General features: G+C 40.4%; 19 protein-coding genes and 1 pseudogene. 16 read left to right on the forward strand and 4 right to left on the reverse strand.

Annotated elements, in window-relative coordinates; genetic code table 11:
• The first annotated feature begins 158 nt into the window (after window positions 1–158).
• From H7U04_RS05420 to H7U04_RS05480, 13 genes are all read left to right on the forward strand, one after another.
• Window positions 159–854 carry a helix-hairpin-helix domain-containing protein gene (locus H7U04_RS05420; RefSeq protein ID WP_110981130.1) on the forward strand — a complete coding sequence of 232 codons (696 nt, stop codon included), beginning with the start codon at window positions 159–161 and terminating at the stop codon, window positions 852–854.
• Complete coding sequence (locus H7U04_RS05425; RefSeq protein WP_110981129.1) at window positions 844–3,084, forward strand: DNA internalization-related competence protein ComEC/Rec2; 2,241 nt, start codon at window positions 844–846, stop codon at window positions 3,082–3,084. Before H7U04_RS05420 ends, H7U04_RS05425 begins: the two co-directional genes overlap by 11 nt.
• Before the next feature lie 85 nt (window positions 3,085–3,169).
• Window positions 3,170–4,432 carry a UDP-N-acetylglucosamine 1-carboxyvinyltransferase gene (locus tag H7U04_RS05430; protein WP_060971749.1) on the forward strand — a complete coding sequence of 421 codons (1,263 nt, stop codon included), beginning with the start codon at window positions 3,170–3,172 and terminating at the stop codon, window positions 4,430–4,432.
• A gap of 65 nt (window positions 4,433–4,497) precedes the next feature.
• Window positions 4,498–5,043, forward strand: coding sequence for a GNAT family N-acetyltransferase (locus H7U04_RS05435; protein ID WP_048673823.1), 546 nt, complete (start codon window positions 4,498–4,500; stop codon window positions 5,041–5,043).
• Window positions 5,036–6,316, forward strand: a complete 1,281-nt coding sequence (spxR, locus tag H7U04_RS05440; protein WP_070577035.1) for a CBS-HotDog domain-containing transcription factor SpxR — start codon at window positions 5,036–5,038, stop codon at window positions 6,314–6,316. The genes H7U04_RS05435 and spxR overlap by 8 nt, the downstream gene beginning before the upstream one ends.
• Before the next feature lie 39 nt (window positions 6,317–6,355).
• Entirely contained in the window at window positions 6,356–7,216 is an 861-nt protein-coding gene (locus H7U04_RS05445) for a methionyl aminopeptidase (RefSeq protein ID WP_004183173.1), read from the forward strand.
• A 1-nt stretch (window position 7,217) separates the two neighbouring features.
• Window positions 7,218–8,177 (forward strand): YihY/virulence factor BrkB family protein, encoded by a 960-nt coding sequence (locus tag H7U04_RS05450; RefSeq protein ID WP_110981128.1) that lies wholly within the window; start codon window positions 7,218–7,220, stop codon window positions 8,175–8,177.
• Window positions 8,178–8,267: 90 nt separating this feature from the next.
• Window positions 8,268–8,777: a QueT transporter family protein gene (locus H7U04_RS05455; protein ID WP_004183169.1), complete on the forward strand. Its 510-nt coding sequence runs from the start codon at window positions 8,268–8,270 to the stop codon at window positions 8,775–8,777.
• A 50-nt stretch (window positions 8,778–8,827) separates the two neighbouring features.
• Entirely contained in the window at window positions 8,828–10,786 is a 1,959-nt protein-coding gene (gene ligA / locus H7U04_RS05460; RefSeq protein ID WP_110981127.1) for an NAD-dependent DNA ligase LigA, read from the forward strand.
• 9 nt (window positions 10,787–10,795) lie between these two features.
• Entirely contained in the window at window positions 10,796–11,809 is a 1,014-nt protein-coding gene (locus H7U04_RS05465) for a diacylglycerol kinase family lipid kinase (protein ID WP_201059393.1), read from the forward strand.
• A gap of 401 nt (window positions 11,810–12,210) precedes the next feature.
• A complete protein-coding gene (locus H7U04_RS11385; protein ID WP_257056784.1) occupies window positions 12,211–12,783 on the forward strand; it encodes a hypothetical protein in 573 nt (190 codons plus the stop codon).
• 251 nt (window positions 12,784–13,034) lie between these two features.
• Window positions 13,035–14,021, forward strand: coding sequence for a helix-turn-helix transcriptional regulator (locus H7U04_RS05475; protein ID WP_110981125.1), 987 nt, complete (start codon window positions 13,035–13,037; stop codon window positions 14,019–14,021).
• A 109-nt stretch (window positions 14,022–14,130) separates the two neighbouring features.
• Window positions 14,131–15,759 (forward strand): hypothetical protein, encoded by a 1,629-nt coding sequence (locus H7U04_RS05480; RefSeq protein WP_110981124.1) that lies wholly within the window; start codon window positions 14,131–14,133, stop codon window positions 15,757–15,759.
• A gap of 40 nt (window positions 15,760–15,799) precedes the next feature.
• On the opposite strand, the gene H7U04_RS05485 is transcribed toward H7U04_RS05480, so the two are convergent.
• On the reverse strand, window positions 15,800–16,279 hold the full coding sequence (locus H7U04_RS05485; RefSeq protein WP_110981123.1) for a QueT transporter family protein: 480 nt from the start codon (window positions 16,277–16,279) through the stop codon (window positions 15,800–15,802).
• 74 nt (window positions 16,280–16,353) lie between these two features.
• Entirely contained in the window at window positions 16,354–17,181 is an 828-nt protein-coding gene (locus tag H7U04_RS05490; protein ID WP_110981122.1) for an exodeoxyribonuclease III, read from the reverse strand.
• Window positions 17,182–17,308: 127 nt separating this feature from the next.
• On the opposite strand from H7U04_RS05490, the gene H7U04_RS05495 reads away from it, so the two are divergent.
• From H7U04_RS05495 to H7U04_RS05505, 3 genes and pseudogenes are all read left to right on the forward strand, one after another.
• Window positions 17,309–17,641, forward strand: a complete 333-nt coding sequence (locus H7U04_RS05495; RefSeq protein WP_013991023.1) for a hypothetical protein — start codon at window positions 17,309–17,311, stop codon at window positions 17,639–17,641.
• A gap of 101 nt (window positions 17,642–17,742) precedes the next feature.
• Window positions 17,743–18,336: pseudogene (locus tag H7U04_RS05500) on the forward strand (LLM class flavin-dependent oxidoreductase); the annotation flags it as partial.
• 95 nt (window positions 18,337–18,431) lie between these two features.
• Window positions 18,432–19,184, forward strand: a complete 753-nt coding sequence (locus H7U04_RS05505) for a DUF4767 domain-containing protein (protein WP_073685864.1) — start codon at window positions 18,432–18,434, stop codon at window positions 19,182–19,184.
• An 82-nt stretch (window positions 19,185–19,266) separates the two neighbouring features.
• On the opposite strand, the gene tehB is transcribed toward H7U04_RS05505, so the two are convergent.
• A complete protein-coding gene (gene tehB, locus H7U04_RS05510; RefSeq protein WP_110981121.1) occupies window positions 19,267–20,145 on the reverse strand; it encodes an SAM-dependent methyltransferase TehB in 879 nt (292 codons plus the stop codon).
• Window positions 20,146–20,921: 776 nt separating this feature from the next.
• Window positions 20,922–22,244 (reverse strand): matrixin family metalloprotease, encoded by a 1,323-nt coding sequence (locus H7U04_RS05515; RefSeq protein WP_110981120.1) that lies wholly within the window; start codon window positions 22,242–22,244, stop codon window positions 20,922–20,924.
• Window positions 22,245–22,429: the final 185 nt, after the last annotated feature.

Here is a 22,429-nt window from a genome sequence, read left to right on the forward strand (position 1 = left end):
TCTTCATAAGTCAATTTCATAATAAAAACACCCCAAAAGTTAGATTTTTTCTGTCTAACTTTTGGGGTGCAGTTCACTGATGGAGTTTTTTACTTTTTGATATATTTTTAAAATTTTTTACGAATAAGAAAGAAAATATATCAATTAAGGAGAATAGCGTGAAGGAAAAGATTCTAGCCTATGTCAAAGATAATCGTCTGTTTGTGAGTGTCATCGCTGTACTGATGGTGATTTTTTGCTTCTTTCTATGGATGACTTGTGGTGCCGGCAACAGCATGGAGGCGGAGACGTCTTATACAGATGTGACAACATTGTCAACCTCCTCATCCAAACAAAGTTCACAGTCTCTTTCTGAGGCGTCTTCCCAGTCAAAGACCGAAGGAAGTGAAAAGGACAAGTCAAAAGTAACGGTAGATGTTAAGGGGGCTGTGGCCAATCCAGGTGTTTATACCTTAAAAGCAAGCGCTAGGGTGACTGACGCCATCAAAGCCGCTGGGGGAATGACCGAGGATGCGGATGCTAAGAGTGTTAATTTAGCCGCAAGCTTGTCAGACGAAGAGGTTATCTATGTGGCAACTAAGGATGAAAACCTTTCTGTCCTTGGTCAATCAGGAACTAGTCAGGTGTCTAACAAAGGAGGGCAAACTAATGCTAAGGATGGGAAAATTAACTTAAATACAGCGACTGCAGAGGAATTGCAAACCATTTCTGGAATTGGAGCTAAGCGAGCAGAGGATATCATCGCCTATCGCGAAAATCATGGCGGCTTTCAGTCCGTAGATGACCTGAAAAATGTTTCAGGAATTGGTGATAAAACGTTAGATAAAATCAGAGAGTCCCTCTATGTGGCTTAAAAAAGCGCCAATCAGTCTTTTTTCCTTGTCTCTTTTAATAGCTGCCCTTTATTTTACGATTTTTGTCACTAATGTTTATGCTATTGGGACTTTTGTCTTTCTGATGGTCTGTCTTTTGAAGCATCATTGGAAGAATAAGACAGCCCTAAAGTTGGTGGGACTTGTAGGTAGTTTCTTTTTGGTCTACTTTTTATTCTTGCACCACAGAGCTACTATACAAGATAAACAAGCCCCTGCTGAAATCAATCAGGTGACTCTGGTTGTTGATACGCTATCGGTTAATGGTGAGCAATTATCAGCTATCGGTAAGGCAAAGGGACAAACCTATCAGGTCTTTTACCGACTCAAATCTGAGAAGGAGCAGCATTTTTTCAAGACTACTAGCCAAACGTTGGTATTGAAGGGAAAAATAAACTTATCTCAAGCAACTGCTCAGCGTAATTTTCAAGGGTTTAATTATCAGTCTTATCTAGCCAGTCAAGGCATTTATCGAATCGCTCAGATTGAGCGCTTGGACCAAGTGGTACCTCAAAAATCTCTATCTCCCCTAGCATTTTTCCATCAACTGAGGAGGAGGGCTTTGGTTCATATCCAGACGCACTTTCCTAGTCCTATGAGACACTATATGACAGGCCTGCTCTTTGGGTATTTGGATAAGGAGTTTGATGAGCAGAGCCAGCTTTACACAAGTTTAGGTATTATTCATCTATTCGCACTTTCGGGGATGCAAGTGGGCTTTTTTTGGGGATGGTTTCGCTACGGACTTCTACGCTTGGGCCTTCCTAAAGATTATCTATTTATCGTCTTGCTGCCTTTTTCCTTATGTTATGGCTTAATGACAGGATGGACAGCTTCAGTCCTACGTTCCTTGGTTCAAAGTTTGCTGGCTGAGTTTGGTATTAAAAAACTGGACAATATGGGACTAACCTTGCTTCTATTGTTTCTCTTGTTACCCCATTTTCTCTTAACAGTGGGAGGTGTATTAAGTTGTTCCTATGCCTTCTTGTTGTGTTTGTTTGATTTTGAGGACTTGTCATCTTTAAAGAAATCAATCTATACGAGCTTGGTATTGAGTCTTGGGATTTTGCCCTTTTTAACCTACTATTATGGAACCTTTCAACCAGTTAGTTTAATTCTAACAGCGATTTTTTCCATAGTATTTGATAGCTTTCTCTTGCCTGTCTTGACAGTATTCTTTGCCCTCTCAGGACTGGTAATCTTTTCTCAAATCAACCCACTTTTTGAATGGATGGAGTCCTTTTTGACTTGGATACAATCCTGGATAGGTCAACCTTTGATTTTAGGGAAACCTAGTTTGTTTCAGTTTGGCTTGATGATAGCAGTATTGGTTATGCTCTTTGATTTTTGGAAAAAGCCTCAGTTTAGGATTTGCCTTTTGATGATTTTTGGACTTTTGATGGTCTGGGTCAAACATCCTTTAACCAATGAGGTGACTGTGGTTGACGTTGGTCAGGGAGATAGTATTTTTCTGAGGAGTATGAAAGGTGATACCATCCTAATTGATGTGGGTGGCAAGGTGACGTTTGGAACTAAAGAAAAATGGCAAGAGTCTAGCCAGACGAGCAATGCGGAGAAAACCTTGATTCCCTATCTACAGGCTAGAGGAGTGTCTCAAATTGATTATCTGGTCCTGACGCATACAGACACAGACCATATTGGTGATTTGGAAGAAGTGGCCAAGTGTTTTAAGATTAAGGAAATCTGTGTCAGTCAGGGGGCTTTGACTAAGTCTAGCTTTGTTAAAAGACTTCGGACTATAAAATGCCCAGTTCACACTCTAAAGGCTGGCGACAAATTACCCATGATGGGAAGCAATCTACAGGTTCTTTATCCAAATAAAGTTGGTGATGGCGGTAACAATGATTCGCTAGTTCTCTACGGAAAATTATTAGGAAGCAGTTTTTTGTTTACTGGTGATTTGGAAAAAGAAGGAGAGGAGGAACTAATGGCCAGCTATCCAACTTTAAGGGCAAGCGTCCTCAAAGCTGGACACCACGGTTCAAAAGGTTCTTCGTCTGAAGCTTTTTTGGACCAGCTGCACCCCTCCCTTGCACTTGTTTCAGCTGGTGAGAACAATCGTTATAAACATCCAAATGATGAAACAATAGAACGTTTTAAGCAACGCCACATTAAAATTTTACGAACAGATAAAGACGGAGCCATCCGTTTTAAGGGCTGGTTTAAATGGTCAAGTGAAACTGTCCGATAATTGTTAGAGTTCTTAATTTGTCATGCACTTCAATCTATGGTAGAATGTAAAAGCTAATATTCCAGTATAAGAAAGATTGAACAGTATGCGTAAAATTATCATCAATGGTGGTAAGAAACTTCAGGGAGAAGTTACAGTATCAGGGGCTAAAAACTCAGTTGTTGCATTGATTCCAGCCATCATTTTATCTGATGGAGTGGTTACCCTTGACGGGGTACCAGCAATCAGCGACGTCGATAACCTAATTGAAATTATAGAAGTAATGGGTGGTTCTGTTAAGCGTGATGGAGAAACACTCGAAATTGACCCACGAGGCGTTAAGGATATGCCAATGCCATTTGGTAAGATTAACAGTCTTCGTGCTTCTTACTATTTCTACGGTAGCTTGCTTGGACGTTACGGTCAAGCAACCGTAGGTTTGCCTGGTGGTTGTGATTTGGGACCACGTCCTATTGACCTTCACCTTAAGGCTTTTGAAGCGATGGGTGCTAGCATTTCCTATGAAGACGAATCTATGCGTATTGCGACTGATGCTGGTCAACGCATTAAGGGTGCTCATATCTACATGGATACGGTCAGTGTTGGAGCGACGATTAATACCATGTTGGCAGCGGCTAAGGCTGACGGTCGTACGGTCATTGAGAATGCGGCGCGTGAACCTGAGATTATTGATGTAGCAACTCTTCTTAACAATATGGGCGCACGTGTTCGTGGCGCTGGTACAGAAGTCATCACGATTGAAGGTGTAGAGAGCTTACATGGCACTCGTCATCAGGTTATTCCAGACCGTATTGAAGCGGGTTCCTACATTGCTATGGCCGCGGCTATCGGTAAGGGAATTAAGGTTAAAAATGTTCTTTATGAACACCTTGAAAGTTTTATCGCTAAACTTGAAGCAATGGGTGTTCGTATGACAGTTGAAGAAGATGCCATCTTTGTTGAAGAGCAAGGTGATTTAAAACCTGTTGATATTAAGACATCACCTTATCCAGGTTTTGCGACGGACTTACAACAACCGATGACACCATTGTTGTTGAAAGCAAGTGGTCGAGGAAAAATTATTGATACGATTTATGAGAAGCGTGTGAACCACGTTCCTGAATTGGCTCGTATGGGTGCTGATATTCAGGTACTCGGTGGACAAATTGTTTACAATGGTCCAACGCAACTCTCAGGTGCGCCAGTAAAAGCCAGTGATTTGCGTGCAGGTGCTGCGCTTGTTACGGCAGGTCTTATGGCAGAAGGTCAAACTGAAATTACCAATATTGAGTTTATCCTTCGTGGGTATTCAAATATCATTGAGAAACTTTCTGACCTTGGTGCAGATATTCGTTTGATTGAAGATTAAGTCTAAGGTTCAACCCCTAGTGGTTGAGCCTTTTTCCATTTCTAAAACTGTGTTATAATACTATCATGGATATTTGGACTAGTCTGGGTGCTTTTGCCTTCTTTGAGTCGGAGCGCCTTTCTTTTAGACCACTCATCTTTTTGGATCGTTTTGATTTACACGAAATTGTATCAAATCCTAAGAATCTACAATTTTTCTTTCCTGCCACTCAAACACAGCATGAAACGGATTGCCTTTTGGTTCATTACTTCATGAAGGAGCCTCTAGGTGTATGGGCTATTGTAGATAAAGAGTTAGAAAAGATGATTGGCGTCGTTCGTTTTGAAAAGATAGATGTCCAGAAACGGACTGCAGAGCTTGGCTATTTTTTGAATGCCTCATACTGGGGTAGAGGCTTAATGACAGAGGCAGTTACTTGTCTGTCAAATTTGGCTTTAACAGCTATGGGAATGGATCGTATTATTCTTATTGCCCACTTGGAAAATAAGGCATCGATTCGTGTAGCAGAGAAGTCTGGCTTTAAACTTGTGTCCCGCTTTAAGGGAGCAGACCGATACACCCGTACCATGCGTGATTATCTCCGCTTTGAGAAGGAGGAGAACTGTGAGTAAACATCAAGAAATTCTAGATTATCTAGAGGCCTTACCTATCGGTAAGCGTGTTAGTGTCCGTAGTATTTCGAATCACTTACAGGTTTCTGATGGAACCGCCTATCGAGCAATTAAAGAAGCTGAAAATCGAGGGTTGGTTGAGACACGTCCTCGGAGTGGGACGGTTCGAATTGAAAAGAAAGTCCAGGTTCGCCTTGATAAGCTGACCTTTGCGGAGATTGCGGAGATTACAGAGTCTGAGGTTATCTCTGGTCATGAAGGTCTGGAACGTGTCTTCAGTAAGTTCTATATCGGAGCCATGACTATTGAGAATATCACCCGTTATCTAACCAAAGGAGATCTTCTTATTGTTGGGGACCGTGAGGATATTCAATTGCTTGCCCTAGAACACAATAATGCTATTCTAGTGACGGGGGGCTTTCAGGTTTCCGATAGGGTTAAAGAGCTTTCACGTTTGAAGCAATTTCCAGTCATGGTAACAACTTACGATACTTTTACCGTGGCAACCATGATTAACCAGGCACTTTCGAATGTCCGTATCAAAACAGACATCAAGACTGTAGCTCAAGTCTATACCAGACGAGAAGACTACAACTACATGACTCCAGAAATGACAGTCAGGGATTTTCAGAATTTGGTGAAACGGACGAACTTGGTGCGTTTTCCTATTCTGTCTGAGGCTGACAAGGTGATTGGGATTGTGACCATGCGAGATGTGTCTAATCAGCAACCGACGACCATGCTCAAGGCAATAATGACCAAGCCGACGGTGACACGACTTGAGACTAGTCTGGCAACTGTGGCCCAAAAGATGATTTTTGAGGACTTTGATATCATTCCTGTTGTGGATGAAGAAAAACACTATCTAGGTGTTATCACCCGTCGTCAGGTTTTGGAAGAACTTCAGGACAATAATCGTGGCAACTTGCACACCTTTAGCGATCAAATGATAGCTAACCTAAACCAGGACAAGCATGCTTTCAGCTTTGAGGTCGAGCCCACTATGATTGACAATTCTGGAAACCTCACTCAGGGTGTTCTTGCAGAGATGGTTAAAGAGGTTGTCTATCGTATCATGGAAAAGCAGGAACAAAATGGTCTTGTGATTGAAGAGATGATGTTTTACTTTCTTCAGGCAGCTCAGATCGATGATAAGGTGACGATTACACCAAGTATTATCGCTGAAACCAGACGTAGAGCCCATCTGGACCTTATGGTTACACACGGAAATCATACCGTCTGCAAATCAGTCGTTGTGGTTAAGAAAACTTAGTAACTAAAAATAAAAGATATAAAGAAAACGGAGAAAACAATGATTACATTAAAATCAGCACGTGAAATTGAAGCAATGGATAGGGCAGGGGATTTTCTTGCTAGTATTCATATTGGTCTACGTGACCTCTTGAAACCAGGAGTAGACATGTGGGAAGTGGAAGAGTATGTGCGTCGTCGTTGTAAAGAAGAGAATGTCCTTCCCCTTCAGATTGGGGTTGAGGGAAGCATTATGGATTACCCTTATGCGACATGCTGTGGCCTTAATGACGAAGTGGCACATGCCTTTCCACGTCACTATATTTTGAAAGATGGTGACCTCTTGAAGGTTGATATGGTCTTGTCAGAACCTATCGATAAGTCAGTCCTTGATGTGTCAAAATTGGATTTTGACAATGTTGCTCAGGTTAAAAAATACACGGAATCATATTCTGGCGGTTTGGCTGACTCATGTTGGGCTTATGCGATTGGAACGCCATCTGACGAAGTCAAAAAACTTATGGAAGTAACACGTGAGGCTATGTACCTTGGCATTGAACAAGCGGTAGTCGGTAACCGTATCGGTGATATCGGTGCAGCTATCCAAGAATACGCTGAAAGTCGTGGTTACGGTGTTGTTCGTGATTTGGTTGGACACGGAGTTGGGCCAACAATGCACGAAGAACCAATGGTGCCAAACTATGGGGTGGCTGGACGAGGTCTCCGTCTCAAAGAAGGAATGGTTTTGACTATCGAGCCGATGATTAACACTGGTACTTGGGAAATCGATACTGACCTTGAAACGGGTTGGGCTCACAAAACTCTTGACGGTGGACTTTCTTGTCAATATGAGCACCAATTTGTTATCACTAAGGATGGTCCAGTAATTTTGACTTCTCAAGGCGAAGAAAGAACTTACTAATATGAAACGACAAGGCTTAATGTCCCGTCTATTGGATAAACTCCAATGGCGCCCTTTGCAGGTTTATCTTAGGCATTATCGTAGTGCAGAGATAGATATTTCAACTATCGCAGTGGCTTACTACCTCATTTTGACGGTTTTTCCGCTTATTGTCATTGCGGCAAATGTCTTTCCCTATCTGAATATTGATACGACTGATCTCTTGAAGTTTATGAATGAGCACCTTCCTAAGCAGTTTTATGCACCTGCAGCCAACGTTGTTCAGGATATCTTCTCGACACCTTCTGGACAGTTGTTGGGAGTTGCCTCTTTGACGGGATTCTGGACAATGATTAAGTCCTTGTCTTCTCTTCAAAAGGCGATTAACAAGGTATATGGTGCTTCAGAACACCGTGATGTCTTTATTAGTCACATTGTTGGTGGTTTCATGAGTCTGGTCATCTTGTTCCTGCTCACCTTTGCACTAATGCTGTCTACGATTATTCAGTCGGTCCTTAGAGTTATTACACAGACCTATCCTATTGGTTCCAAGATGACTCAGTTTATTTTAAATAGTATCCAGCCTCTGAGTATTGCAGTTGTCTTTCTGGGAATGATGGTGCTTTATTTTGTGCTTCCGAATGTGAAGATTCGAAAAATCCGCTATGTTATGCCAGGGACTATCTTTACGACTTTAGTGATTGGCTATTTAAGCAACTTGTTTGGAACTTATGTGATTCGTACCTTGAGTCGATTAGTTGATATCAAGTTATTTGGATCCATTATGATTTTCGTCTTCATGCTTTGGTTCATCTTCTTGGCCAGGATTTTGATTTTGGGGGCCGTCTTTAATGCGACCTATCAAGAGCTTAGACAAGGTGAACTGAAAAGTAGAAGAGGAGATGTGATTACTATTATTCAGAGCTTTTCTGGAGATGGTAGTGACAGCAAAAAACACAAAAAAGATGAGGATGATTCCTAGATGATAAAGAGAGCTTGGTGAGATCCAGGCTCTTTTGACGGGAATATTATCCTTTGTAGATAATAAAAAGATAATGATTATGGAGGAAAAATGAAAAAACAAACTGTTCGTGATTTAACACATATTGCTATTGTGGCAGCTCTTTATGTAGTCTTGACTGTTGTGCCACCTTTTAACTTAATTTCGTATGGTCCCTACCAGTTCCGAATTGCAGAAATGTTCAATCTTTTAGGATTTTATAATCGCAAGTATATCATTGCCGTGACTTTGGGCTGTGTAATTGCTAATTTCTTTAGCTTTAACATGATTGATGTGGTTGTCGGAAGTCTCTCGACACTGGTCTTTGTCGGTTCAGGTGTTTATTTCTTCGACCGATTTAAGAACCAAGATATTTTAGGTGGACTTTTTGACAAGGCTCATGTTTACTTTGCCTTTTACTTCTCATTCTTCATGGTGACAATTGCGGCTGAGTTGACCTTGGTTACTCAGGCACCATTTTGGGCAACTTGGTTCACTGTTGCTATGGGAGAACTGGCTTCTCTCTTAGTTGGTGCAATTCTTATTAAGAAATTGGCCAAAGTTATTGATTTTGTTTCCTAAATTAACGTCTGTAAAGGCGTTTTTTTCTGCTTTTATGTTAAAATGTTCCTATGGAAAAACGAATGAAAGAGCTGGTTGTTAAACTTAACCAGTATGCAAAAGAGTATTATACGGAAGATAATCCATCAGTGTCAGATGCCGAGTATGATAAGCTTTATCGTGAGCTTGTAGCTTTGGAGGCTGAACATCCAGAACTTGTTCAAGCAGATAGTCCAACACATCGTGTGGGAGGGCTGGTACTTGATGGTTTTGAAAAATATCAACATGAGTATCCGCTTTATAGTTTGCAGGATGCTTTTTCACGAGAAGAGCTAGATGCCTTTGATAAGAGGGTTAAGGACGAATTTCCTAATGCTGATTATATGGCTGAACTCAAAATCGATGGGCTTTCTATCTCGTTGACCTATGTGGATGGTATTCTTCAGGTAGGTGCGACACGTGGTGATGGTTTTGTAGGTGAGAATATCACTGAAAATGTCAAGCGTATCTCAGATATTCCTTTGAAGTTGGACCAACCTCTTAATATTACGGTGCGTGGGGAGTGTTACTTGCCACGGGCTGAGTTTGAACGCATCAACATCCAACGCCAGGAAAATGGTGAGGCCGAATTTGCCAATCCACGTAATGCTGCAGCAGGAACTCTTCGTCAATTAGATACCAAAGTGGTTGCAGAGCGTCGTTTGGCGACTTTCCTTTATCAGGAAGCTAGTCCAACGGAGCGTCTAACACAAAATGATGTCTTAAATGAAGTGGCAGAACTCGGTTTCTCTGTTAATCCACGACGCATTGTCACATCATCGATGGATGAGATTTGGGACTTTATTCAAGCTGTTGGAGAAGATCGTGATCACTTGGCCTATGACATTGATGGTGTTGTCATCAAAGTCAATAGTTTGGCCATGCAAGAAGAACTCGGTTTTACAGTTAAGGCGCCACGTTGGGCCATTGCTTATAAATTCCCGGCTGAGGAAAAGGAAGCAGAGCTTCTCTCAGTGGACTGGCAGGTAGGTCGTACGGGTGTAGTAACGCCGACTGCTAATTTGACTCCAGTGCAATTAGCGGGGACAACGGTTAGTCGGGCCACCCTTCATAATGTAGATTACATTGCCGAAAAAGACATTCGTATCGGTGATACCGTAATTGTCTACAAAGCTGGTGATATTATCCCTGCTGTACTTCGTGTAGTAGAGAGTAAGCGTACGACACAGGAGCCGATGGAAGTACCGACTCAATGTCCATCTTGTGGCAGTGGTCTTTTACATTTTGAAGATGAAGTTGCCCTACGTTGTATCAATCCTTCTTGCCCTGCTCAGATCAAGGAAGGCCTGATTCATTTTGCCTCTCGAGATGCCATGAACATCGCAGGTATGGGACCTTCAGTGGTTGAAAAGCTCTTTAAAGCTGAATTGGTTAAAGATGTGGCTGATATCTATGGCTTGAACAGTCAGGATTTCCTTCAATTGGAAGGTTTCAAAGAAAAGTCGGCTGAAAAACTTTACGCAGCCATTCAAGCATCAAAAGAAAATTCTGCAGAGAAATTGCTCTATGGCTTGGGTATTCGTCATGTTGGCGCCAAAGTTAGTAAGCAGTTGCTAGAAGCTTTTGGCAGTATACAAGAGTTAGCCAGTGCAGATGTCGAGGCTATTGCTACTGTAGATGGTTTAGGAGAGGTTATTGCCAAGTCCATCCAGCGCTATTTTGCTAAGGAGGAGGCCCAAGTTCTTATGAAAGAACTGGAATCCTATGGCGTTAATTTGTCCTATCTTGGACAAAAGGTGGCAGATGATGCTATCTTATCTGGTAAGACAGTTGTTTTGACAGGAAAATTGGAACATCTTAAACGTAGTGAAGCAAAGGCAAAACTAGAAGCTCTGGGTGCTAAGGTGACAGGTTCTGTCTCTAAGAAAACAGATTTAGTAGTTGCTGGTAGTGATGCCGGAAGTAAGTTGGAAAAAGCACAAAGCCTAGGAATTGAAGTAAAAGATGAGGCTTGGTTGCTGGATTTATAGGAGTTCAATATGAAACAAAAACGTGCCCGCTTAATTTATAATCCAACATCTGGACAAGAAATTATGAAAAAAAATGTTGCCGAGGTCTTGGATATTCTGGAAGGTGCTGGCTTTGAAGCGTCAGCCTTTCAAACAACACCAGATGAGAACTCAGCAAAAAATGAGGCCACTCGTGCGGCCAAAGCAGGCTTTGACTTAGTTATTGCTGCTGGTGGTGATGGTACAATCAATGAGGTTGTTTCTGGGATTGCCCCGCTTAAAAAACGCCCACAAATGGCGGTTATTCCAACGGGAACGACAAATGACTTTGCACGCGCCTTGAAGATTCCAAGAGGAAATCCTGTTGAAGCAGCCAAGGTTATCGCTAAAAAACAGACCCTTCAGATGGATATTGGCCGTGCCTATGATGACAAATACTTCATCAATATTGCGGCTGCTGGTTCCTTTACGGAACTAACCTATAGTGTACCTAGTCGCTTAAAGACAGTACTTGGTTATTTGGCCTACCTTGTTAAGGGGGCAGAGTTGTTGCCACAAGTTAAGAAGGTTCCTGTTCGTATTACGCATGATGAGGATGTTTCTGAAGGTGGTCTTTCCATGATTTTCGTTGCCTTGACCAATTCAGTTGGTGGCTTTGAAACGATTGCCCCAGATGCTAAACTGGATGATGGTAAATTTACTCTAATCATGGTTAAGACAGCTAACCTCTTTGAATTGGTTGACCTCATTCGTCAAATTCTCCAAGGTGGTAAACACATCTACGATAAGAGAATTTCCTATATCAAAACGAGCTCGCTGTATATTGAGCCTTTAAGTGATGATCGTATGATGATTAACCTCGATGGCGAATACGGTGGTGATGCACCAATTCATCTCCAAAATCTGAAGAATCATATTGAATTTTATGCAAATATTGATGAGATTTCTGATGATGCCATCACTCTTCCAGATACAGATGAATTAGCTCTTGAAGCCATCGCACAAAAATTCAGTACAGAAGCTGAAAAAATTGAGAATGACTAATGTTAAACCTTTAAGCAACCTAAGATAGGTTGCTTTTTAAGTATATTTGTAGAAAATGACGCTTTCATTTGTTACAATAGAAAAAACTGGGAAATTGTTATATAGAATATTTAGAGGAGTAGAGGTTTAATAAAGAGAATGAACATTATTTAAGTGATGATCATCTAAAGAATGGTGATCAGGCTTTTGAGTCGGCTTTTAGTAATAAAGGGCCAGAGTTTGAATCTGCTTTTCAGGAGGAAAAAGCTGAGAAGCGGCATTTCTTTTTGACTCTTGCTCTACCACTGATACTCTTAAGTGTGAGCTGGGGCTCGGTCTTCTTATCTTGGAAGTATAAGCCGATAATTGTGTATCTGGCTGTAATTGTGGCATGTTTTGTCCTTGTTATCATTCTCTTTAGAATGGGACAGAAGCTAGGTAGATTTCTCCTCACCGCAATCGTGGTTGGCTTGATTGGACTATCCTTCTTTGCCACTTTAGGTGGTTCTGTCTATCGAGGGGCTATGAAAAAATACAGGTTGATTCAGCAGATGTCTCAGTCAGATCTTGATGAGGATAAACCTGATAGTGATGATCCCAAAGACTACGAAGATGAGTCTGCGATTTATAACTGGACGGAAGAAGATTTTGAAAATCTGAAACCCAAGGCTGATACCTTACGTTCGATTATTAAAAGTCATGGTAAGGGCAATTATGTCGAGATGGAGTCTAGTGGTCTCAAGGTGAGATATGACCGTGGAGATGGCAATGAGTATATTGATCTCTCTTTTGTGAAGGACGAAAAGGGACGCTTTGTCTATGATGGTGGAACAGCGACTTATCCACTTGATGGTGTCACTGAGGTTGATAACTATAGCAGTAATTGGACGGAAGAGCAGATAAATAGCTTACGTACTAAAGACCAAGACTATCTGGGTCCAGTAACATCCTTGTCTGAGGTAGTGAGGGAACATTCTCAGGCAAAAAGGTCCTAGAGAAGTATCAACGTCCATTCATCAGGAATCATACATAAGTCAGTTGATCTTGATTACACTGATCAGAATAGTCCTATTGAGAAAGCACAATTGTTAAGACTATCTTTTGAGTATAACGAAAAGAAAAAGGACTATTATTTGAGCTATAATTCTGTGGCTCGTCGCTACTAGGGATGACTATCTATGATAATGAATAACTAAACAGCAATTTTTTAGTAATAAGGGGTTTGATTATAAAGGGGGATTTTATAATGACAGCATCAAAAACCAAACGTCTCTTGTATTTTATGTCCGAATTGGAAAAGGGAAATGACATTTCAAAAACGGACTACCTAGCTCGCTTTGGCATAAGTGAGCGTACACTTAAAGAGGACGTGAGTGAACTCAAGGAAAATTTGACTGAGTTACGTCCAAATATGAAGGTTAAGTATTCCAGAAAATACGGTTCTTATCATGCCCAGTATGAACAGGGCTATGGTAACCTTAAATACAATCAGGCAGTTATCCTATCTAAGATTCTTTTAGAGAGTCGTGCCCTTCGAAAGGATGAAGTAGCAGAAATTATCAACATCTTTGTTGAGAGGGCTGTAGACGACAAGGAGCGCAGACGTATCAAGCGATTGACTGAGCTAGAACTAGATAGTTATCAAGAACTTAAGATTTATCAGGATCAAGATAAGTCACTCTTACCAGCTATTTCTGCCATTTTCGATGCCATTGTGGACCAACGTCCTTTGTCTTTTAGTTACCGTAAGCCAGGAGAAAAAGTGGAGGAATATAAGGTTTTTCCAATTTCAGTCATTTTTGATAACCATTATTTCTACTGTATTTCTTACAAACTGGATGATAACTTTACTTGTGATTATCAGTTCTCTGAAATCCGTTATTTCCGTGTTGATCGTTTCCAAACCATTCACAAATCTGAAAATGACGTCGCCTTCACGCTCAGTCCAGAACAAGAAGCTCGTCTTATTACAGATGAGCAGGTGCGTTATCAGGCTTTCTCAATGCTTTCTGGTAATGAGTGGGCTCGAATTATCTTTGAGTATAAAGGACTTTACCGTGATGTCTTGGAATCCGATATTCCAAAACTTAAACTGTTAGAGGAAAGCACTAGTGATGGTGTTGATCAGGTCCGTTATGAGATTGAAACCTTTAGTTTATTAGGCTTTCAAAAGTATATTCAACGCTTTGATGGAGATTTTGTTTTCCTTAAGATTGAAGCAATGGATAATTAGTAAAAAAGGCATTCGATTATCCGAATGTCTTTTCAAATCTGACAAAAATAGTATAATTGTGTTAAAATAGGAATACGGAAGCGTTATCATTTTCATAAGGAGGGAAAATATGAAAGAAAAGAAAAAAGAAATGCAAAAACAAGTCTTAACTCTTCTAGGAATCTTGATTTTTGCCTTTGTCAATGTGTTTATCTTTGATAATAAGATGGGCGCTGGTTTTTCTGCCTTCTCAACTATCACCCTGATGAGTATTGGACTCTTGTCTAAGCGCACCAGTCTGCGAGTTTTGGCTATTATTTCCTATCTCATCAATGTGGTAGCAGCCGTTTTTGGCTTCAACTATGTTGGTTTTCTAACAGCAGTTCAGGCCATTGAACTTATCTTCGTTATCTGGTATCTTTACCCACGTGACACGTTTTTGAGACGAGATACAACTGATAAATACACTTACCGCTATCGTTGGATTCATTTGCTTTTGACGGTTTTAATCTCAATTGGAGGTTATATCGTTTTTGCAGTTGTTTCTAGTATTTGGGATGGTTCCTTCCTAGAATACGGTGGGAACACAGCTCTCATCTTTGCTATGCAATATTTGCTCTTTTTGAGCATTACCAAGTCGAGACAAGATGAACCGACCAAGGTTGCCCATTTGTTCCAAAAGGAACGCCGTACTAAGGAAATGAAAGCGGCAATAGAGGCCGAACGCCAAGCCAAAGAAAGAGCACTTGCACAAGCCTTTGAGGTACCTTTGAAGGCACCAAGTCAAACAGCTGCAAAATTTGGTAACAACATGGTCAAATTTGCATCTGTCTGGCTATTGGTAATGGACATGTCCATCTTGGCTTACTTCTTCCGTCCAAATGATGTTGGTTTCGGGTTTGGCGCCTTCTTTGTACTCTTGACTATTGTCTTGTCCTTGATTTTCAAATCTGAGGAAGACAAGGAGGATGTTTTCTCTATCATCTATCATAAGATTCGTCCTATCCAACCTATTTTCTTCATTTTGCTTTTGATTGCCCATGCGCATAAGTTTAGCTATGGTGCAGCTTACGCTCTCTTGTTCTCAGCTGCTTATTTCTTCTGGGCTATCAATAAGATTAATATGAAGACTCTTTTGACCTTTACAGTCATCATTTATTTCTTCCCAGTCTTTGGTTATCTCTCTAACCCTTACCGTCTAGGTGCTGAAAACCTTAAGATGGTTGGTGAACTGGTGACAGATCGTGATAAGTCTAATACCTTCTATCTTGGTCATTATTGGTCACTTTTAGGCTTGCAAAGCGATGGTGAGTATGAAGGAGTCCCTGCTTCTTGGCAGGCTGCTAAGTTCGCTGATATTCAGACATTCTCTGATGACAGTGATATCACTTCAGGTGTCTTCCAAGTGAATAGTCACAATGACTATGATTATGATTTACATTTAACAAATAACAAGGGCACCATTGAAGTTACAACTGGCTCTGGAAAAGATAAGAAAGAATACCAGTTCACTGACTTTGCCAGAACCTATTATCGATATGAAAAATTGAAAAAAACGGATAACCAAAAGCGTTATAAAGATTTTTACAAGGTAGGTACTGTTTCGACTGAGTTGGGAACTTATAATCTTTACCTCGAAATGAATCAAGATTGGGTTGATGAGTATCAGAAAGATCCTACTAATGTTGACTACCGTTTGCTTATCTCTGGTGATAAACTGACACCAAGAGAAGCTTACAAGAAAGCATATCATTACTAAAAAAATATCTCTGCACATTGCAGAGATATTTTTGTTTTTGTTAGTCTTTATATCCACGTTTAGCTAGCTCTCGTACCAGGACTGCTCCCAAAATCGCAGGCACTAATTGTCCTAAGAGGAGATTAATAACGAGAGCAAAATAAGGAAGTTTGAGTAAGGCGCTAAGCCAGATTGGAACCACTAAGGCAGGAATGAGTAGGATTGGAAGAATGATAAACCAGCTAGATAACTTAGCTTTACGGATGAGGTAGATGCTACCGGTTGTTAAAAAGCTAGCAAAGAAGCCACCGACCACGTCAATTAATCCCAATCCGCCAAAAGAGTTAGCGATGGCATTAGCCAGACTAATTGGGAATACCAAAAATGGGAAGATGTAGGTTAATCCATATAAAGCAGTGGCCAGACGCATTTGAACCGCACCAAATGAAATGGCTTGAGACACAAAGAGGATAGCGATGTAAAGGGCCATCATTATAGCTGACAGAACGAGCTTTTGAGTGGTGTTAAGTTTTGTTTTCATATTTCTCCTTAATTATTGGGCATAGTAAAAGAGTAGCAGGTCTACTCTTTTTGTGATTTATGTCTAGAGATACTTTATAAATCAATCTCTAAGACAATAGGTGTGTGGTCTTGGCGATCCCCAGAGTCAATCATGTCTGACTTTGTGGCCTTATCGGCAATACGATTTGAAGTCAACCAGTAGTCGATTCTCCAGCCTGTATTGTTGATTTTAGATGTTTTGCTACGTTGAGCCCACCAAGTGTAGGCTCCTGTAACGTCGCCATTGAGGTGACGGTAGGTATCTGTGAATCCTTTGGCAAGGAGGTTAGTGAAACCAGCACGTTCTTCATCAGTAAATCCTGGTGAACGACGATTACTTGAAGGATTAGCCAAGTCGATTTCCTTGTGGGCAACATTATAGTCACCAGTCGCAAGAACTGGTTTCTGAGCGTCCAATTCAGCTAGGTAATCCGCATATTTTTCGTCCCAGATTTGACGTTCAAGCAGACGTTTGAGGCCATCACCAGCGTTTGGTGTGTAGACCTGTGTCACAAAGAAATTGTCAAATTCGAGAGTGATGATACGCCCTTCACAGTCCATGGTTGAAGGTGCTCCGATTTCAGGATAGGTAATGACTGGATTCAATTCTTTTTTATACAAGAACATGGTTCCAGCATAACCTTTACGGGCAGGTTCAACAGATGAACGCCAAGTATTGTCATAGTCAGGGAAATAGTCTTCCAAGATTTGCAAATGCTTTTTAGTCGGACCTTTGGCAGACAGTTTTGTCTCTTGAATAGCAATGATGTCTGCATTTTCAGCGACCAAGGTATGGATAACTGCGCGTGATAGTTGAGCGCGAGCAGAGTCACTAGTAAGAGCGGCATTTAGGGAATCAATATTCCAAGAAATTAATTTCATGTGTACAGTTTCCTTCTTTGAATTGTTCCTATCTATTGTAGCAGAAAATAAGATGTCAGGCGAGTTATGGGATTGATAAGAGAAGCTAGGAGGAGTATACTAATCTTAGATTGAGAGGTACATATTAATGAAAAAGCAATCATACATTTATTACATGTTTTGGGTTCTCTTGTTGATACAAATCATTCTTACAATCATGATTTGGTGGTCACAGGGAATTATTCTTCCACTTGTCATTTTTCCAGGGATGAGTGTCTTCTTTTTATTTTACTTAAGGTATCTCTTAGGCTACAACCTTAAGCAATCTCCCTCAGAACCCTTATTTGTCCTCCGTAGGTATGGCGTTGGAACTAGTTTAAATCCCAAAAATCCCCTAGGCTATAAGATTAGTCTCCTAGTGGTCATGGGTGCTTTAGTTCTCCTTTTCTGCCTAACCCTATTAGCCTTTCTTGGAAAATAGAGTCTTAGGTTTTTTTATTTGTAATTATCACTAACTAGTTATAATGTATTCTCATAACAAATAAAAGAATCACTGGAGGAAAGATTTATGACGATTGAACTTGGCAAGGTAATCATACTCAGTCTGTTGACAATCGCCCTGTGTATCCACGAGCAGTCCAAGATGATTTGCCGATATGGGTAGCGACAGGTGGTCACATTGAGTCGACCATTCAAATTGCGGAAAAAGGTTTGCCAATTGCCTATGCTACAATTGGGGGAAATCCGAAGGCCTTTACTAAATTAGTAGAAGTTTATAAGGAAATCGGTGCTCGAAATGGTTATTCGGATGAACAACTTAAGGTGGCTGCTCATTCTTGGGGATGGATTGAAGAAAATAATTTCCAAGCGATAGAAAATTATTTTTATCCAACGAAACAAACGGTGGATAACATTGCTAAGGATCGCCCACATTGGTCTGAAATGACTAAAAAGCAGTACTATGCTAGTGTTGGACCAAACGGAGCCATGTTCGTTGGGGACCCCGCTCACGTCGCTCAAAAAATCATTCGTATTATTGAAGATTTACAGCTAAATCGCTTCATGCTTCATCTCCCAATTGGTTCTATGCCACATGAGGCTGTTCTAAAGGCTATTAAACTTTATGGTGAAGAAGTGGCGCCGATTGTTCGTCGTTATTTTGAAAATAAAGGATAATAGGTTGAAGGTAAGCCTCAAGTTCTCTCTACTATTGTCAGCATCCCTGTTCTATGATAGGATGGAAGATAATTGATAAAGAGAAGAGGAAAATTATGCGAAAGCTGTCAGAAGCAGAATGGATAAGTCGTTTTGAGCAAGTTCAAGGGCGTAAACCGAAACCTGATGAACTACAGTTAGCTTATCAGTCTGGCCTTATTGGAATCTCGAAAAATTATAATTATATCTATATTCTTCTGGGGGCTCTAGTAGCGATCGTCGTTGGTATTGGCTTGACTCTAGTCTCTAGTTCAATGAAGAACGTCAAACAGACTAAGTCGTCTGCCACAGTGGCTAGCTCGATATTCTCATCGACAGATAAGGCTAATGCCAAGTCAAGTACGTCATCAATCGAAAATGCGAAGACGAGTGAATCTAGCAGTGCAAGTATTGATACACCTGACGCTAACCATGCCAAGGAAGCCTATACTGAAAATCCACGTTGGACTAATGACAAAGCTAGTCGACTTGCTAGTTTGATGGTTTCTTGGGGCAATCAGATGAATCAGCCTGGATACAAAGAAATCACCAATGAGGCTTCTTCTTTGCCTATCCGTTGGATGTCAGACCATAACCAGACTGTGGATGCTACTTATGCTGCAAATGGTAATAGCAATTCGGAGTATACCATTGTTTCGGTTTACGAGAGATGGGAAAATGTCTCTGTTCACCGTTATTTCTTTACCATAAAAAAAGATGGGACTCCATTTGTCCTCTACTCACCAACTACTAATGGTGGTGTCTATTATGTCAAAGAAACAGAAAATGCAGACCTTAAATCGGGATATGCAGATATTGTAAACAATTAAAAACTAGGATTCCAGTTGGAATCCTAGTTTTTAATTTGATGACAAGTCAAGTTGTAATCAGTTCTTTTACAATCATTCGCTCTTATTTAACCTTCTTGGCTAACATGGTCGCAAATTGAAGGGCGATTGGATTGCCATGCTCATCTAAACGGTGAAGGTGACCAAGATTTTCGTTATACTTGACTAACTCCCAGTCTTTATAGTAGTTCTTCAACTCACCCTCTTCAAAAGTAAATGGGAAAGGCATGGTACAAGGGTGCTCCTCTGTGTCCATGGCACAAACAATTAGGTTGTAGCCACCGACAACAGTACGCTCTTGCATATTCTTGATAATAGCCGGAATTTGATCGGGATCAAGGAACATAAAGACGACTGTTGAGAGGATGAAATCAAAGGTTTCAGACTCAGGAAGAGCAGCAGCATTGATATCGTAGTAGCCAGCTCTAACATTGTAATTTTCCTCATCTGCAATCATTTGGATGCGTTGTGTAGCTTCGTTATTAACATCAACGGCTGTAACATCATGCCCAAGAGATGCCAAATAAAGAGCGTTACGGCCGTGACCACAGCCTAGGTCAAGGGTACGACCAGGTTTGATATGACCAGATTGGACTGCTTCAAGAACCTCGGAGTGGGCTTTAGTATCATACTTTTTAGCCATGTAGTCTTCAGGTTTACAGTAAAAAGAAAGATAGCATTCCAAATCATCTGATGCAGCAGCGATGCGATGCCAAGCTTGTGGTTCAACAAAAGGAATCTCTGTCTCGGGGGTAAAAAGGTGCTCTGCAGTAACCTGTCCTTGTTCATCTAATTCGTAGAAGCGGAGAGATCCTGATAGAATGGTCAATTTAGCCCAAGTTCCTACCTTAGTATTGTGTTTTTGCGTCACCATTTCTGGAAGTGTTGTAGCTGTCCAGTTTGGTAAACGTTTGTAGCAAAGAAGTTGCTGATTTATAGTCATTTTATGAGTTCCTTTCAAACAGTATGGCTCTATTATAGCAAAAGTATGGAAAAAGAAAAAAGGCCTGGCCGGGTGAGCTAGACGCTTTTCTTGTGAGAGATCTGATAATCTAGGAATGGGGAAAAGTGTTTGGGGAAGATAGGTATAAATGTTAAGAAGGGTTCCTAGACTATTTAGAAAATTTTTATGAGAACAATAAGTCTTAAATGATAAAATGCTTATCTACAACTCATTAGGTCTCTCTTTACATTATCTATTGTACCAAAAAAACCAGAGGAAACTTACAAATTTTTAAAATGTGTAAGAAAAAATCATGAACAGTCATTTTCTGGTCTTGAATGGTATTTTGTGAAAATTTTTCTGAGTGTTTACAAATCTACTGGGATAATATCGATGACTATGTGCTTTAACTACACTAAAAAACGCCTAACTGCTGTTGCTAGACGTTCTTTATTAGGAGAGATCTGGAAATCTAGGAATGGGGGAAAAGTGTTTGGGGAAGATAGGTATAAATGTTAAGAAGGGTTCCTAGACTATTTTTATTCTGTTTATGAGAATAGTGAGCAAAAACTAACAAAGTTTAGTTTTCTAACTCATCCGGTCTCTCTTTACACTTTCTATTTTACCAAAAAAAATGAAGAAAACTTTACATAATCTCAAAATATGTAAGAAAAAATCATGAACAGTCATTTTCTGGTCTTGAATGGTCATCTCACTTGTATAAAAAAAGCAGAACCTGATAGGTCTGCTTATATTTGTAGTGATGGTGTAAGAACTTAAATCTTGCTATAGAGTTTCTTAACATTGTTAATATCAACAGGTTGGATACTTGTCTTACCACCTTTAGGTTCCATTACAGAGGCAACGGCACTGTTGTGTTCAAGTCCAATTGAGTGTCCTAATTCGTGTTGCGCAGTGTTAAGGAGTTTCCCACCGTTCTTTTGGTAATAATTGTTTTGAACATGGAAGGTGTTCAAGTAAACAGTAGCATTACTATATTGCTTAGTTGGGAGGTAGTAAGTAGAGTAGGTAACTCCAAGAGGAGCTGCCACATTACCTTCATAACGTTCATCAGCAATGATGTTGGCTTTTTGTTTATCGTTAGTGAGCAAGAAATTGAAGGCACCAGTGTTATTCCAAGAAGTGATAGCCTGTTTGTAGGCATTCACGATTTCAGGATTTTTAGCATTGATGAAAACTGTCGCTTCCTTACTTGACCAGTGAGGAGTATCGTAATTCTCTTTTACGAGTTCGTTATTCTTTTGCCATACTTGAGCAACTCGGTCCACTGGTTTAGCAGGTTGGATAGGAGTGGCTTTAGGAGTTGTTGGTTTAGTGACAGTCGTTGTTGGCTTCTTAGGTTGTGTCGTTGTAGAAGTCGCTGGTTTGTTTACAACAGTCGTTGGTTTCTTAGGTTGAACTGTAGGTGCAGTAGGTTTGTTAGCAACTGTGGCTGGTTTTTTAGGTTGACTAACAGCAGGAGTTGATTGTTTAGGTTTTGGTGTAGCTGTTGTCGTTGGTTTTGTAGAAGGTGTTAATGGTTTTGGAATATAAGTAGATAGAATCTTATGAACATTACCATTATTAATTTCTGTTGAAACCCATGTGGCACCATCTTTTGACCAGGTTTGTGCTTGAGCGACAGTTTCGGTCTTTGGTTTAGACTGGTTTTCTACAGCCTTATGATTGCTATCTGTATTTGTCGGAATTCTAGTCTCATAGGTTTTGCTTCCAGTTTGGCTGTCGACAGTACTGCTAGCTGTTTGACTATTTTGTTTCAATTCCTCAAAAGTTGGAGTGTTTGTGGGAGTTTGTTCATAGTCATTTTCATGTGTATGAAGATCATCCACAGAGGTATGTGATATAGTAGTCACAGTAGTAGGTGTTTCAGTAGAAACACCTGTTTGAGCGATGGTATTTGTAGTTGTACCTGTTTCAAGTTCGGAAAATGTCAGAGTTTGATTAGGATCTGAAACATAGGTTTGATCCGCAGAGGCATGCTGAGGACTTCCTACAAGAAAAGCACTAATTATACCGACAGTTGCAAGGGTCAACAAGGTCTTTGTCTTAGTCCCTTGCGTTTTAAAAGAATGTAACATAACTTTCTCCTTTTTAATTTAAAACAAAAGCAGTTCTCATGGTAACACCTAAAAATGAATATAAAGTGACAATGAGATAACAATTGTTTTATAAATGAAATTAGGTGAGATAAAAAGACTTTATGCTGTAAAAAAAGGAATATTATCCAATTAATTATGATAAAATATTAGGTAGGTATATTAAA

It is taken from the genome of Streptococcus sp. 22.1, from assembly GCF_016648645.1.
Taxonomy (GTDB): Bacteria; Bacillota; Bacilli; order Lactobacillales; family Streptococcaceae; genus Streptococcus.